Source organism: Paenochrobactrum sp. BZR 201-1 (assembly GCF_044987585.2).
GTDB lineage: Bacteria > Pseudomonadota > Alphaproteobacteria > Rhizobiales > Rhizobiaceae > Paenochrobactrum > Paenochrobactrum pullorum.
Genome location: NZ_JBJDRZ020000012.1, coordinates 67425 through 81898, shown reverse-complemented (window position 1 = coordinate 81898; position 14474 = coordinate 67425). Strand labels below are relative to the sequence as shown.

Sequence of the window (14474 nt, the reverse complement as noted above, 5' to 3'; positions counted from 1 at the left end):
ACTGAGATATTTTCAGTCGCAATGAATAATGGTTTTTAACCTCCCATTGCCGACTTTGAAAGTATCATCATGTCACAGTCACAAAGTGTCAAAACGTCAGGCTCCAAACCGCTTTATCTGAACTTTGGTTTTCAGGTTATCGCGGCGATGATCATCGGCTTGATTCTGGGCTTCATCGCCCGCAACATGGGGCCAGATGCGGCAGGTAATGCCAACTGGCTCGCCGTCACCCTACAAACGATCGGCACCATTTTCGTGCAGATGCTACGCGCATTGGTTCCGCCATTGGTTTTCACCGCAATCATTGCTTCGATTGCCAATCTGGCAGCGCTTAACAATGCCGCCAAGCTGGTATGGCAAACCCTGTTATGGTTTGCGATCACCTCTTTTGTTTCCGTGCTGATCGGAATTGCACTGGGTCTGATCATTCAGCCTGGTATCGGTTCCGGCGTGCTGGAATCAGCGGCCAAAGCCCCTGCATCTTCAGGCTCATGGCTTGATTTCCTCAAAGGTCTGGTACCTGCCAATATTATCGGGATCGAAGCGTCAACCCGCTTGAATGGCACAGCCGCCTCCACCTCGCTCAACTTCAATGTGTTGCAAATCCTCGTGGTTGCCATCACAGTCGGTGTTGCAGCGCTTAAAGTCGGTGAAGCCGCCAAACCGTTCCTGACCTTCAACCAGTCTCTTCTTGTGGTGGTCAGAAAAATCCTGTGGTGGGTAATCCGCCTCACCCCCATCGGTACCATTGGTCTGCTTGGCCGTGCGGTTGCACAATATGGCTGGGAAACGCTCTCACAGCTCAGCTGGTACGCTGCTGCAATTTACATCGGTCTCGCCATCGTCTTGTTCGTGGTCTATCCCGTAGTGCTGATCATCCATGGCTTGAAGCCTTCACGCTTCTTTGCAGGCGCATGGCCGGCAATCCAGCTGGCCTTTGTGTCGCGCTCGTCAATCGGCACATTGCCGGTGACCGAAACCGTGACAGAGCGCAATCTTGGTGTGCCGCGTGAATATTCAGCCTTTGCCGTGCCGCTTGGTGCAACAACGAAAATGGACGGTTGTGCTGCCATTTATCCGGCTATTTCCGCCATCTTCATCGCCCAGTTCTTCGGCATTCAGTTAGGCTTGCAGGAATATGTACTGATCGCTTTTGTCTCGGTCTTGGGTTCTGCCGCAACTGCTGGTCTCACCGGCGCGGTTGTCATGCTGACACTGACCCTTTCCACGCTCGGTCTGCCACTTGAAGGTGTTGGTCTGTTGCTGGCAATTGATCCGATTTTGGATATGGGCCGTACCGCCGTTAACGTTGCCGGTCAAGCACTCATCCCAACCATCGTGGCCAAACGCGAAGGTATCTTGAACGAAGAAATTTATAATTCGTCCAAGAATATCGACAATGCTGATCCATCAGAATTAATCGCACAACCTGCTTGAAAAAGCTTAAACATAAAACAAAAAATGCCGGGCTTTATTGTCCGGCATTTTTATTTATACCAATCATAACATAGGCCGCAGTTTATTGCGGCTTGCCTTTTTCCCACATCACATCGCCACGATAAAGCGGCACAGTGGAAAGTGAAGTTTTAGCCGAACCATCCTGCACCTGTGCCGCATGTGCCAGATAAAGCAACGTATTGTTTTTCTGATCATAAATGCGGGTGATAATCAGCTTTTTCCAAATCAGGCTGGTGCGCTCGGCAAAAACACGCTCACCACCTTTGCCAAGCTTGATATCACCAATCGTAATCGGGCCTGTCTGTTCGCAGGAAATCGACGCATTGGACGGATTTTCAAACCAGTTGCCCTTTTGAAGACGGTCAATAATCCCGCGCGAGAAAGAAGCCAGATGGCAGGTGACACCCTGCACCTTCGGATCAGGCACGGCATCAATCACAATATCATTGCCCAGCCAGTCCACACCGACTTTGCCCACATCTTCCGCCTGTGCGGGGTAAAGTGCAGCTGTTAAAAGTGCCGCAACCAATCCTGCCTGAAATAATCTATGCATTTGCCGGCAACCTTATTGTTGATGGATATTTTAAAAATTTAAAAATATAGATCAAACCGCACCGCTTGCAAGAAGGCAGACAGGGCAGAATTATTCCTGGTTAACTCTTAGCTCCTCAGCAGCAATCACTTCCCACTTGTCCAGAAATTCAGAAATTTCCAGCATCTGTATATCCGGCATCGCGCGGTAGATTATCTCCACCGGCCAATCCCACCATTGCAGTTTCAACAAACGCTCAACAATTGCTTGCGGAAAACGTGGACGAATGGAACGTGCCGGAGAGCCAGCCACAATAGTATAATTGCCAACATCACGTGTCACCACTGCATTGGCACCAATCACCGAGCCATGGCCAATGGAAATGCCCGGCATAATGACCGCGCCATGACCAATCCAAACATCATTGCCGATTGTCACACGCTTGGCTTGCCGATAGGCACGATAATCCATATCAAGTCCGATATGGCGGAAATATTCGTTCGGCCGATAGGTCATTTTATGCGAGGTCAGACGCTCAATCGGATGCTCCAACGCATTGATACGCACATTGGCAGCAATAGAGCAGAATTTGCCGATATCGGCATAAATACCCTCACCATGACGTTCCATATAGGTAAAATCGCCGATTTTCACATCGCGCAAAATAACCCGCTCCCCAATATCGGCATAGGGTCCAAGTTTGACCCCTTGCAATTTTGCATTGGGATGAACCTTCGGCTCTCTGATCTCAAGGCGTTCAAAATCATCTGGTATCGTCAATTACAAAGACCTCATCAGCCGAAACTGCCGCAGCAGAACAATGGTGCTGGTTGCAAGTTTTTCTTACTATTTGTCTTAAGCCTATAACCTTGTTACATTTTGCTTGCACGGCACTTTTTGTCACCCTCCCTGACAATTAAATGCTATAGCAGTTTTAAGCTTCCCCCAAGCTCCTTAAGCTTCAAGAAAAGCTGGTAAAATTGGTAATAGATTTACGCGCGAAGGCTTGTAATTTATGAAAAAAATCCTCCCCCTCCTCATCATTGCAGTGGTTGCAGCCATCGTCGGCGTCGGCGGCTATACCTATATTCAGGATAAAAAAGCAACCAATCAGCCTTTTGGCGGCCCGCTTGATCTGATTGCCATGGACGGCTCAAAATTCACTGAAACTGATTTACGCGAAACCCCAGCGGTGATTTTCTTCGGCTTTACCCATTGCCCTGATGTCTGCCCGACAACCCTTTTTGAACTTGACGGCTGGTTCAAAGAAATAGGACCGGATGCAGACAAGATCAAAGCTTACTTTATCACTGTTGATCCGGAACGCGACACACAGGAAATCATGCAGACCTATGTCACCAATGTGTCAGACAAGATCATCGGAGTAACCGGCACACCGGAAAAAATCGCTGAAGCTGTAAAATCCTACCACATTTACGCTAAAAAAGTGCCGGGTGAAGGTGACAATTACAATATGGATCACACCGCATCACTGTTTTTGCTCGACAAAGGCGGTATGTTCCGCGGAACCATTGCATATGGTGAAAATCCTGATACAGCGCTTGAAAAGCTGAAAAATCTGGCCAAACGTAACAGCTAACCTATTGCTGAAATCGGGGCTTCATTTCAAAGCCCCTTTTTCGCTCTGCTTATTCCCGAAAGTGATTTCGCACTATGTCCCAATCCCGCCTCTGCTATGTTACGCAAAAAGACGAAGCTGAACAAATCTATGCTCAGCTCGAACCGATTTTTGAAGATGACGGCTATCCTATCGCCATTACAGAAGTGGACGAAGACAAGGAAATCTTCGAAGTTTCACTTTACATCGAAGAAGGTGCGGAAGAGCTTCTCAAACGCGTTGAAACTGTTGTCGGCACCGGCAAGTTCCAGATTGAAGAACTGCCGGATATAGACTGGGTTCTGCACTCTTTGGAAGGTTTGAAGCCGGTACGTGCCGGGCGCTTCTTTGTGCATGGCTCGCATGACCGCGATAAACTGACCGCCAATGATATTTCCATCGAAATTGATGCAGGTCTTGCTTTTGGTACCGGCCATCACGGCACCACAGCCGGTTGCTTGGAAATGATCACCGAATTGGTTGAAAAAGAACATCCCACCAATGCGCTGGACCTTGGCACCGGCAGCGCCGTGCTTGCTATTGCCATTGCCAAGCTTGCTCCGATTGAGGTTCTTGCCACCGACAATGACCCGATTGCCGTGACAGTTGCTGCAGAAAATGCCATCAAAAACGGTGTTGCAGAACATGTCACCACCGCAACGGCCGAAGGTTTCGACCACGCAATTTTCCGCAGCCATACCCCGTTTGATCTGATCGTTGCCAATATTCTGGCGCGCCCTTTGATGGATCTGGCACCCAATTTAAGCAGCCATAAAGCCGAAGGCGGCTCCATCATCTTGTCCGGCATTCTGGAAAGTCAACATGATGCGGTTGTCGAAGCCTATGAGGCGCAAGGCTTGAAGCGTCAAAACACCCTGCACCGCGAAGGTTGGGTCACCATTCATCTGAAATAATTTTCAAAGGGGCAATTATGAGCCAGACATTTCAGTCATTTGAAGTGAAATCAGACCCGTCTCACGCTTCCCCACGCGTGAGTATGCTGCGTGCGCTGATGGCAGACAATAAAATTGATGGTTTTTTGGTGCCGCGTGCCGATGAACATCAAGGCGAATATGTGCCGGAATGCGCACAGCGCCTTGGCTGGCTCACCGGTTTCACCGGTTCGGCAGGTGCTGCCCTTATTTTGAACGACAGCGCCTATCTGTTTGTTGATGGTCGCTATGAATTGCAGGCGGCAACCCAAACCGATCCGGCCATTTTCATCATTGAAAGCCTTGTCACCAATCCGCCTGCCACATGGCTCAAAGCCAATGGCAAAGGTTTGGTGATTGGTTTTGACCCGTGGTTGCACACCATCAATGAAGCCGCAGCTTTGCGTAGTGCACTGGAAGCCAATGGCGGGCGCTTGATAGCGCTTGAACAAAATCTCGTTGATCAGGTCTGGCAAGACCGCCCTGCCGCACCACTGGCACCGGTCACCATCCAACCGGCACGCTATTCCGGTCAGGAAGCAGCAGACAAAATTGCCTTGATGCAAAAAGCATTGAGCGAAACTGGCGCGTCGGCCACCATTTTGACCGATCCGTCATCGTCCGCATGGGTGTTCAATATTCGCGGCAAAGATGTTTCCAACACGCCATTGCCGCTTTGTTTTGTAATTCTGTCAAGCACAGACGCCCCCCAGATTTTCATTGACGAGCGTAAGCTTGCCATTGAGCCTCGCGCCTATCTCACCCAGCTTGCCACATTATGTGAACCATCAAGCTTGGAGGCAACCTTAGCCAAACGTGCGGCTGACGGCGAAATTTTCATGCTTGATCCGGCATTGGCGGCAGAAAAATTCCGCCTCATCATTGAAGGGGCTGGCGGCTCTTTCATCAGCGGCAAAGACCCTGCACGTCTGCCACGCGCCATTAAAAATAAAGCCGAACTTGAAGGCAGCCGTGCCGCCCATGAACGTGACGGCGTTGCGATGGTGCGTTTCCTCTCATGGCTCGACACACAAAAGCCAGAAGATTTGACTGAAATTTCTGCCGCGCAAAAGCTAGAAAACTGTCGCGCCGAAACAGGCAAAGACTTCCAGATGCCATTGGAAGAACTGTCTTTCGACAGTATCTCCGGCAGCGGGCCTCATGGTGCGATTATCCATTACCGCGTCAATACCGATACCAACCGCCAATTTGAAAACGGCGATGTCTATCTGATTGATTCCGGCGGTCAATATCGTGACGGCACCACCGACATCACCCGCTCAATCGCTATCGGCGATGTGACGCCTGAGAAAAAGCGTGCCTTTACGCTCGTGCTCAAAGGCATGATCGCTATTTCCACCACCCGTTTCCCGAAAGGCACGCGTGGACAGGATATCGACGTGCTGGCACGCATCGCCCTATGGAAACAGGGCTTTGATTACGGCCACGGCACCGGCCACGGTGTCGGCTCTTATCTCTCGGTGCACGAAGGGCCGCAAAGCATTTCCAAGCGCGGCGATCAGGAACTGATGGCTGGTATGATTTGCTCCAATGAGCCGGGTTATTACAAGCCGGGTTCATTCGGTATTCGTATTGAAAACCTGATTATCGTCACCGAAGCAACTGTACCTGAAGGCGGCGATCTGCCGATGATGGGTTTTGAAACCCTCACCTTCTGCCCGATTGATCTGCGTCTGATTGATAAAGCTCTGCTTTCTCCTAAAGAGATTGAATGGCTCAATCAGTATCACCAGCAGGTGCGTGAAAAGCTGACACCCCATATGGACAAGTCAGCCAGCGAATGGCTGGCAGAGGCAACCAGACCTCTCTGATAAACAAAAACACCGGCTCTGATATCAGAGCCGGTGTTTTACTATTCAATACCTAGAGGATGTTTTCAGGCTTCACCGACCAGCACAAACCACGCATCTTCATCAATCACTTCGATGCCCAGCTCTTCTGCTTTAGCAAGCTTGGAGCCAGCGCCTGGGCCAGCTACCACCAGATCGGTTTTCTTCGAAACCGAACCAGCCACCTTGGCACCATAGCGGTCAGCCATGGCTTTGGCTTCATCACGTGACATTTTTTCCAGCGATCCGGTAAAGACAATTGTCTTGCCTTCCACCGGTGAGCCTGTTGCCACAGGTGCGGCTTCATCAAGCGGTGTGACTTGCCCAAGCAGCGCATCCAGCACTTCTATATTATGCGGCTCGTGATAAAATTCGACAATCGCCTCCGCAACGATGTGGCCAATGCCTTCAACATTGGTTAGTTCCTGCCACGCTTCATTACCCTTGTCGCCTTTGACACCTTCGCGCGGTGCTTGAGCCGCCTTCACACTATCCGCAAACGCTTGATAAGAACCATAGCCACGCGCCAGACGCTTGGCGCTCACTTCACCGACATGGCGGATACCAAGACCAAACAGAAAGCGGCTTAACGCAATTTCACGCCGCTCATTGATGGCCGCATATAGTTTTTTGACCGAAACCGCACCAAAGCCTTCTATATTCTCAAGCTTTTTGAGCAGTGATTGGCTTTGGCGTTTTTCCAGCGTGAAAATATCGGCAGGGGTGCGGATTTTTAAACTTTCATCTTCCGCATGGAAGAAAAACTCCACCTGTTTTTCGCCCAAACCTTCAATGTCAAACGCATTGCGCGAGACAAAATGGCGGATACGCTCAACCGCTTGCGCTTCGCAAATCAAACCGCCGGTGCAGCGCCATGCCGCCTCGCCTTCTTCGCGCACAGCATGACTGCCGCAAACCGGACATTGATGCGGGAACCGAAACGGCACAGCATCGCTCGGGCGCTCGGATAAAACCACATCGACAATCTGCGGGATAACATCACCGGCGCGCTGTACAATGACCGTGTCACCAATGCGGATATCGCGCCCTTCACGCAACGGCTCGCCTTTAAGACCGATACCTTTAATATAGTCCTCATTGTGCAATGTGGCATTTGTCACCACCACACCGCCAACGGTAATTGGTGTAAGGCGTGCCACAGGTGTCAGCACACCCGTGCGCCCCACCTGAATGTCGATCTCGCGCAATATGGTGGTGGCCTGTTCTGCCGGAAATTTATGCGCAATCGCCCAGCGCGGGCTGCGCGAACGAAAACCTAAGCGCTCCTGCAATTTGAGATCATCAACTTTATAGACAACACCGTCGATGTCATAATCAAGTTGCGCACGTTCCAAACCGATATGATTATAATGGGCAATGATATCTTCAATGCTCGTCAATCGTTTAGTCAGCGGGTTGGTGCAAAAACCCCACTGTTGAAACAATGCCACCATACCGGATTGTGTATCCGCTGGCATCGCCGACATTTCACCCCAGGCATAAGCAAAAAACCGCAACTTGCGATTGGCCGTTACTTTTGGGTCAAGCTGACGCAATGAGCCCGCAGCGGTATTGCGCGGATTGACATAAGTCTGCTTGCCTTCCGCCGCCATCTGTTCATTCAATGCCAGAAAATCGCTTTTAGCCATATAGACTTCGCCGCGCACCTCAACAATATCGGGCGCAGAGGCTGGCAGCGTTTGCGGAATTTCCTTGATGGTTCGAATATTGGCCGTAACATTTTCACCCGTTGTGCCATCACCACGCGTGGCTGCTGTCACTAATTTGCGATTTTCATAACGCAATGACAGCGACAACCCGTCAATTTTTGGCTCCGCCGTAAAGGCAATCGAATTATCCGGCAATCGCCCTAAAAAACGATAAACACTCCCGACAAAATCACCGACATCTTCATCGGAAAAGGCATTATCGAGAGACAACATCGAACGCGCATGGGTCACTTGAGTAAAGCCAGCGGCCGGTGAGGAGCCCACTTTACGCGACGGACTATCAGCACGAATAAGAAGCGGATAAAGCTTTTCAATGGCTTCATTGCGGCGCTTTAAAGCATCATAATCGGCATCTGAAATTTCCGGTTGATCATTACCGTGATAAAGCTCGTCGTGGTGAGCAATGAGTTTGGCCAACCGCTCCAGTTCCAAAGCTGCATCTTGTTCGCTCATATGATCAATAGAAATTTCACTCATTACCGTTCCGCAGGAATCAATTGAATATATGGCGAAGTCTATCGGACAATGCGCTTATCCGATACGCCATGACACGAATATTTAGCTATTTTGAATTCAGGCTTTTGCCTTGCCCGTCTCGCCAAGCAGACGTTCCGCTGCCGCTCTTGCCTCATCTGTTACACTGGCACCAGCCAGCATACGGGCAATTTCTTCTTGCCGTTCTGCCGTTTCCATCACACGGATAGAGGTGCTGACACGGTCACTCTTATCGGCAGATTTGGCAATCAGAAAATGCGTTGAAGCGCGCGCTGCCACCTGCGGTGCATGCGTAACCGACAAAACCTGCACACGCGAAGACAAACGCGACAAACGCTGACCGATCGCATCGGCCACCGCACCGCCAACCCCGGTATCGATTTCGTCAAACACCAGAGTTGGGGCCGAGCCTCGATCCGCAAGCGCCACCTTCAAAGCCAACAGAAAACGCGACAACTCACCACCGGAGGCGACTTTCATCATCGGCCCTGCACGGGTGCCCGGATTGGTGCGCACCCAATATTCAACAATATCAATGCCTTCGGCACTGCGCGCTTCCGCATCTGTCGTCATTTCGACGATAAATTCAGCGCGTTCCAGCTTCAAAGCCGGAAGCTCCGCCATCACCGCAGCTTTCAGATGCTCAGCCGTTTCATGACGCGCAGCCGACAAAAACTTGGCCACATCATCATAGGCCTTTTTAGCAGTAATCGCTTCAACTTCGAGCTTTTCCAGCTTTTCAGCACCCGCGTCCAAATCAACCAGATCGGCATCCATTTTATCGCGCAAGGCCGGCAATTCACTGACCGGAACCGAATATTTGCGTGCTGCAGCGCGAAGAGCAAAGAGCCGCTCTTCCACTTGCTCCTGCAAGCGCGGGTCAAAATCAATGGCACGAATGGCCGCTTCAATTCCATCTTGCGCCAGTGCCAGCTTGTCAAGCGCCTCATCAATCGCATTGATGACCGGTTCTAACAGTTGCGGTGCTTCCGACGCTTTTCGCTCCAAACGGCGCACCAGACTGGCAAGAGAAGGAACCGGTGAACCCTGCCCCGACAATAGATCATTGGCTTCGTTGACATCACTGGCAATGCGCTCGGATTTCATCATCACGGCGCGGCGTTCAGCCAAATCTTCTTCTTCACCTATTTGTGGATTGAGTTTATCCAGCTCCTCAACGGAGGCGCGCAAATAATCACCTTCGCGTTCTGCCGCTTCCACCTTGGCACGGTGACGGTTCAAAGCCTGCTCAGCATCGCGCCAAGATTTAAACTTTTCACGCACCACTTCCGTCTGGCTATCCAAGCCGCCAAAAGCGTCAAGCAGACTGCGATGAATATCAATATCGACGAGCGCGCGATCATCATGCTGACCGTGAATTTCCACCAACCTGCGGCCAAGCTCACGCAAAAGCGTAACACTTGCCACCTGATCATTGATGAAAACACGGGTGCGGCCATCGCCGGATTGAACGCGGCGCAAAATAATATCACCGTCGTCTTCCAAACCGTTATTGGCTAAAAAAACACGTGCCGGATGTTTCGCCGGCACATCAAAAACGGCTGTAACCTGCCCCTGATCGGCACCGTGACGCACCAGTGATGCATCACCACGCGCCCCAAGTGCCAAAGACAAAGAATCCAGCAGAATGGACTTCCCCGCACCGGTTTCACCGGTAAGCACAGAAAGTCCGCTGCTGAATTCAATATCAAGCCTTTCAATCAGAACTATATCGCGGATCGAGAGGTGCGACAGCATGAGGTGCTTTTCTTTATGCGCCGCCGCCGGTAATCAGCGCGCCGGCTTTCGACAACCATGAACCACTATTGTTGCGCGGCTCCAAACCACCCGACTGCAACAGCTTGTAACTATCTTTGTACCACTGGCTATCCGGATAGTTCTGACCCAATACCGAAGCTGCCATCTGCGCTTCGCTGGTCAGACCCAGTGCGTAATAGGCTTCAACCAAACGGGCGAGCGCTTCTTCTACGTGCCGTGTGTTGGAATATTCTTCCACCACACCACGGAAGCGCTTAACCGCTGCCAGATAGTCTTTGCGTTCCAGATAGTAACGGCCGACCTGCATTTCTTTACCGGCCAGCTGGTCACGCGCAAAACGTATTTTTGTTTTGGCATCTTCGACATATTCACTATCAGGGTAACGGTCGATCACTTCCTGCATAGCCGCAATTGCGCGCTTGCTGGCAGCCTGATCACGGGTTACATCCGGGATCTGACGGAAATAGCTCAAACCGATAATATAATATGAATAAGCGGATTCAGGTGATGTCGGATAAAGCGTATTATAACGCTTCGCCATATTGATCGCTTCTTCGTAATTGCCCTGACGGTAATTGGTAAATGCGCCCATCACGAGTGATTTACGTGCCCATTCCGTATAGGGGTGCTGGCGGTCGATAGCTGCAAACTTCTTTGAAGCCTCACCCAGTCGTCCAGCTTCAAGATTAGCCAATGCTTCATTGTAAAGCTTATCCGGCGCATCGATGGTTTCAACATATTTTGATAAATCAATATCATCATCTTTACTGGCACAACCTGAAAGGATTGCAACCACGGCAACCGTTCCCACAAGCATTGCGGTTGCTTTATTTACCGGGAATTTGAAACTCGTCATGCGGTCTCCGGCCTGCTGGCAGCGTCATTAAGACAAGAATAATACACCATCACAAGTTTTCTCATTTGGTGCATCTTATGGTCTGATTACATCCTTAACACGATAACTGTGAAAATATAAAGGATGCAACATTGAATCTATTGGATGTCCATAAATCACAAGCCGGCCCATTCAGCAATGATATTAAAGACATCTTAACCTTGGCATTGCGGATTTTTCACTCAAAAAATCGGTTTTTAACAGATAGATGAGTAAAAGACTCCACAATCGCACCTCAACTTCCCTCATTGAAACTGGCTCATGAATAGAAAATTTGCTTAAGCCAACTCAATGATTTCATGTGTCGACTTATCATCAAGCAATGCCTTCACCACATGGAAATTCATTTTATGCCCGCCCTTGAACGAACTGAAACGACCGATAAATGGTGTACCAAGCATCGCAAGGTCGCCAATGGCATCCAGTGTTTTGTGACGAACGAATTCATTTTCAAGCCGCAAACCACCTTCATTGATGATAGTATCATCATGACCAATCACCAGTGAATTTTCCAAGGAGGAACCAAGCGCCAAACCTGCGGCCCACAAAGTTTCAACATCTTTCATGAAACCAAAGGTACGCGCTGCTGCAATTTCATTCTTGAAGATATCGGCATCAAGATCAGCGGCAAATTTTTGCCGTCCGATCACGGGAGAAGAAAACTCGATTTCCACATCATAATGCAAACCGTCATAAGGCGTAAATTCTGTCCATGAATCATTATGTTCAATACGAACAGGCTTTAAAACACGGATATATTTACGTTTAGCAGACTGCACCTCGATACCCGCCGCGTCAAACGCATTGATAAAATCCAGCGCCGATCCATCCAAAATCGGTACTTCTTCGCCATCCAGCACTATCTCCAGATTATCAAGCCCCAGCGCTGATACCGCAGACATCAGATGCTCAATCGTATGAATACGAATATCACCTGTGCCAAGTGTCGTCGACAGATCGGTAGTACCAACCTGATCCGCATGAGCTGCAAAACGGTGTTGCACACCATCCGCATCTTCGCGGATAAACACAATACCGCTGTTTTCCGCTGCCGGAATTAACTCCAGATTGGCGACCTTGCCGCTATGTACGCCCACACCAGCCAGCATTACCGGCTTTGCGAGAGTCTGTTGAAATGGCTTTAAGGTCATCACGCGTCATCCGAATTATTGTGTCATCATTATCAAACAGGCCTCATAAAGCACCTGTCTGATATAAGCTACCTTAGGCATAAACGACATTACGGCTAAATCATGCTCAATAGCCATAAAGCAGTGCAACTTATCTAGAAATATAAAAATGCATACTGTGTGGTCACAAGAGATAACGTGCTTTTTATATTTGTCAGAGGCGAATCGTGTTCGGTATAACCGCCATCAAAAAAGCCCTCCCGATCTGAACCGGAAGGGCTTTTGATTTTTTAAAGACGCATCAGCTTAGTTGGACTGACGACGCAAGAATGCAGGGATTTCCAGCTGATCTTCTTCAGAAGCCGGGCGCTGCTGACGTGGAGCCTGTTCATTCAACTGACCACGGCGAGGAGCGTAGATTGAGGCATCCTGTGACAGCGGACGACGGGCTTCTGGCTGGCGCATGCCTGGTTCTGCACGACCTTGTGCCGGTTCCAGACGAGCAGCTGGCTGCTCTTCTTCACGACGGGTCAGACCGCTCATCAAACGATTGAGCAAGCCTTTAGGGCCGCGTTCTTCAGGAGCCGGTGCCGGTGCACGACGTGCATTCAGTTCCGCCTGAACCACCGGAGGAAAGTCAGACACCGAAGGCATGCGCGGAGCTTGGCGCGGCTGTGGTGCAGGCTGTTCCATCTGTGTCTGCTGGTATTGCGGCTGAACCTGCTGCTGTTGCTGTGTGTGCAACTGAACCTGTGGCGCATGGTGTGCCTGAGGTGCCTGATGCTGAGTCTGCTGGCGCGGTGCTTGTCCACGGGCTTCCATGCTTTCAGGCGTTGGCGCCTGGAAAATACGGCTAGCCGGACGGAAAGACTGGTCTTCCTCACCCTGATAGAAAGGCATTTCTGCCTGTGCTGTCTGGGTGTTCTGCGGAGCCGGTGCTGCTTCTACCGAACGCGGCTGTGCTGGCTGTTCAACCTGTACAGGAGGTCGCAGAGCGCCATGCGGGGCTGGCTTTGGTGCAGCTGGCTTTACTGGTTGACGAAATTCCAGCGGCGCAGGCGCCGCATCTCCAATCTGCTTGTCAATGCCGGTAGCCACAACAGAAACGCGAATAACACCTTCAAGACCTTCATCAAATGTTGCACCGAGGATGATGTTTGCATCCTGATCAACTTCTTCACGGATACGGGTTGCTGCTTCATCCACTTCAAACAGTGTCATATCGCGACCACCGGTGATGGAGATCAACAGGCCGCGTGCACCGCGCATTGATGTTTCATCAAGCAATGGATTGGCAATCGCTGCTTCAGCAGCTGCAATCGCACGACCTTCACCTGAAGCTTCACCGGTACCCATCATTGCCTTGCCCATTTCACGCATAACAGCGCGAACGTCAGCAAAGTCGAGATTGATGAGACCCTCTTTGACCATCAAGTCAGTGATGCAGGCAACGCCTGAATAAAGCACCTGGTCAGCCATCGCAAAAGCGTCGGCAAAAGTGGTCTTGTCATTGGCAATACGGAACAGGTTCTGGTTCGGAATAACGATCAGAGTGTCGACGTTTTTCTGCAGTTCTTCTATGCCGAGATCTGCGGTTTTCATGCGACGCTGGCCTTCAAAATGGAAAGGCTTGGTCACAACACCAACAGTCAGAATACCACGATCACGGGCAGCACGCGCCACAACAGGAGCAGCACCGGTACCGGTACCACCACCCATACCGGCGGTGACAAAGCACATATGGGTGCCGTTCAGGTGATCAACGATTTCGTCAATGCACTCTTCAGCAGCTGCGCGACCAACTTCCGGCTGCGAACCCGCGCCAAGGCCTTCAGTCACAGCAGCACCGAGCTGGATGATCCGGTCTGAGCGTGACATGGTCAACGCCTGGGCGTCTGTGTTGGCAACCACAAAATCAACACCACGAAGACCGGCATTGATCATATTGTTGACTGCGTTACCGCCGCCACCACCAACACCGAAAACGGTGATGCGAGGCTTCAGCTCTGTAATATCTGGCTTTTGCAGATTGATGGTCATTGTTCTTCGTTCCTC

General features: G+C 50.6%; 11 protein-coding genes. 4 read left to right on the top strand and 7 right to left on the bottom strand.

Translation table 11 applies throughout. From position 1 onward, the window contains the following. Positions 1–69: 69 nt before the first annotated feature. Positions 70–1437: a dicarboxylate/amino acid:cation symporter gene (locus ACI0FR_RS09345; RefSeq protein ID WP_404906043.1), complete on the top strand. Its 1368-nt coding sequence runs from the start codon at positions 70–72 to the stop codon at positions 1435–1437. A gap of 82 nt (positions 1438–1519) precedes the next feature. Here ACI0FR_RS09345 and ACI0FR_RS09340 read toward each other — a convergent pair whose 3' ends face one another. Beyond that, positions 1520–2011: a CreA family protein gene (locus ACI0FR_RS09340; RefSeq protein WP_404906044.1), complete on the bottom strand. Its 492-nt coding sequence runs from the start codon at positions 2009–2011 to the stop codon at positions 1520–1522. A gap of 90 nt (positions 2012–2101) precedes the next feature. Then, positions 2102–2770, bottom strand: a complete 669-nt coding sequence (locus ACI0FR_RS09335) for a DapH/DapD/GlmU-related protein (RefSeq protein ID WP_404906045.1) — start codon at positions 2768–2770, stop codon at positions 2102–2104. A 235-nt stretch (positions 2771–3005) separates the two neighbouring features. Between ACI0FR_RS09335 and ACI0FR_RS09330 the strand changes: the two genes are divergently transcribed. The 3 genes from ACI0FR_RS09330 to ACI0FR_RS09320 all read left to right on the top strand — a co-directional run bounded on the left by ACI0FR_RS09330 (position 3006) and on the right by ACI0FR_RS09320 (position 6372). Next, positions 3006–3590 (top strand): SCO family protein, encoded by a 585-nt coding sequence (locus tag ACI0FR_RS09330; protein ID WP_374831770.1) that lies wholly within the window; start codon positions 3006–3008, stop codon positions 3588–3590. A gap of 74 nt (positions 3591–3664) precedes the next feature. After that, positions 3665–4522: a 50S ribosomal protein L11 methyltransferase gene (locus ACI0FR_RS09325; protein ID WP_404906046.1), complete on the top strand. Its 858-nt coding sequence runs from the start codon at positions 3665–3667 to the stop codon at positions 4520–4522. Positions 4523–4539: 17 nt separating this feature from the next. Further along, positions 4540–6372, top strand: a complete 1833-nt coding sequence (locus ACI0FR_RS09320) for an aminopeptidase P family protein (RefSeq protein ID WP_404906047.1) — start codon at positions 4540–4542, stop codon at positions 6370–6372. A 65-nt stretch (positions 6373–6437) separates the two neighbouring features. Here ACI0FR_RS09320 and ligA read toward each other — a convergent pair whose 3' ends face one another. The 5 genes from ligA to ftsZ form a co-directional block, all read right to left on the bottom strand. Then, positions 6438–8597: an NAD-dependent DNA ligase LigA gene (gene ligA / locus ACI0FR_RS09315; protein ID WP_404906048.1), complete on the bottom strand. Its 2160-nt coding sequence runs from the start codon at positions 8595–8597 to the stop codon at positions 6438–6440. 96 nt (positions 8598–8693) lie between these two features. Then, entirely contained in the window at positions 8694–10373 is a 1680-nt protein-coding gene (gene recN / locus ACI0FR_RS09310; protein WP_374831762.1) for a DNA repair protein RecN, read from the bottom strand. 13 nt (positions 10374–10386) lie between these two features. Beyond that, entirely contained in the window at positions 10387–11250 is an 864-nt protein-coding gene (locus ACI0FR_RS09305) for an outer membrane protein assembly factor BamD (protein WP_374831760.1), read from the bottom strand. A gap of 317 nt (positions 11251–11567) precedes the next feature. Next, entirely contained in the window at positions 11568–12440 is an 873-nt protein-coding gene (gene lpxC / locus ACI0FR_RS09300) for a UDP-3-O-acyl-N-acetylglucosamine deacetylase (protein WP_404906049.1), read from the bottom strand. 285 nt (positions 12441–12725) lie between these two features. Next, a complete protein-coding gene (gene ftsZ / locus ACI0FR_RS09295; protein WP_404906050.1) occupies positions 12726–14459 on the bottom strand; it encodes a cell division protein FtsZ in 1734 nt (577 codons plus the stop codon). Between the last annotated feature and the right edge of the window lie 15 nt (positions 14460–14474).

Bases quoted from the DNA above. Each gene is read 5' to 3' on its own strand.
- ACI0FR_RS09345 (WP_404906043.1), top strand. From the start codon at position 70: ATGTCACAGTCACAAAGTGTCAAAACGTCAGGCTCCAAACCGCTTTAT.
- ACI0FR_RS09340 (WP_404906044.1), bottom strand. From the start codon at position 2,011: ATGCATAGATTATTTCAGGCAGGATTGGTTGCGGCACTTTTAACAGCT.
- ACI0FR_RS09330 (WP_374831770.1), top strand. From the start codon at position 3,006: ATGAAAAAAATCCTCCCCCTCCTCATCATTGCAGTGGTTGCAGCCATC.
- ACI0FR_RS09325 (WP_404906046.1), top strand. From the start codon at position 3,665: ATGTCCCAATCCCGCCTCTGCTATGTTACGCAAAAAGACGAAGCTGAA.
- ACI0FR_RS09320 (WP_404906047.1), top strand. From the start codon at position 4,540: ATGAGCCAGACATTTCAGTCATTTGAAGTGAAATCAGACCCGTCTCAC.
- ligA (WP_404906048.1), bottom strand. From the start codon at position 8,597: ATGAGTGAAATTTCTATTGATCATATGAGCGAACAAGATGCAGCTTTG.
- recN (WP_374831762.1), bottom strand. From the start codon at position 10,373: ATGCTGTCGCACCTCTCGATCCGCGATATAGTTCTGATTGAAAGGCTT.
- ACI0FR_RS09305 (WP_374831760.1), bottom strand. From the start codon at position 11,250: ATGACGAGTTTCAAATTCCCGGTAAATAAAGCAACCGCAATGCTTGTG.
- lpxC (WP_404906049.1), bottom strand. From the start codon at position 12,440: ATGACCTTAAAGCCATTTCAACAGACTCTCGCAAAGCCGGTAATGCTG.
- ftsZ (WP_404906050.1), bottom strand. From the start codon at position 14,459: ATGACCATCAATCTGCAAAAGCCAGATATTACAGAGCTGAAGCCTCGC.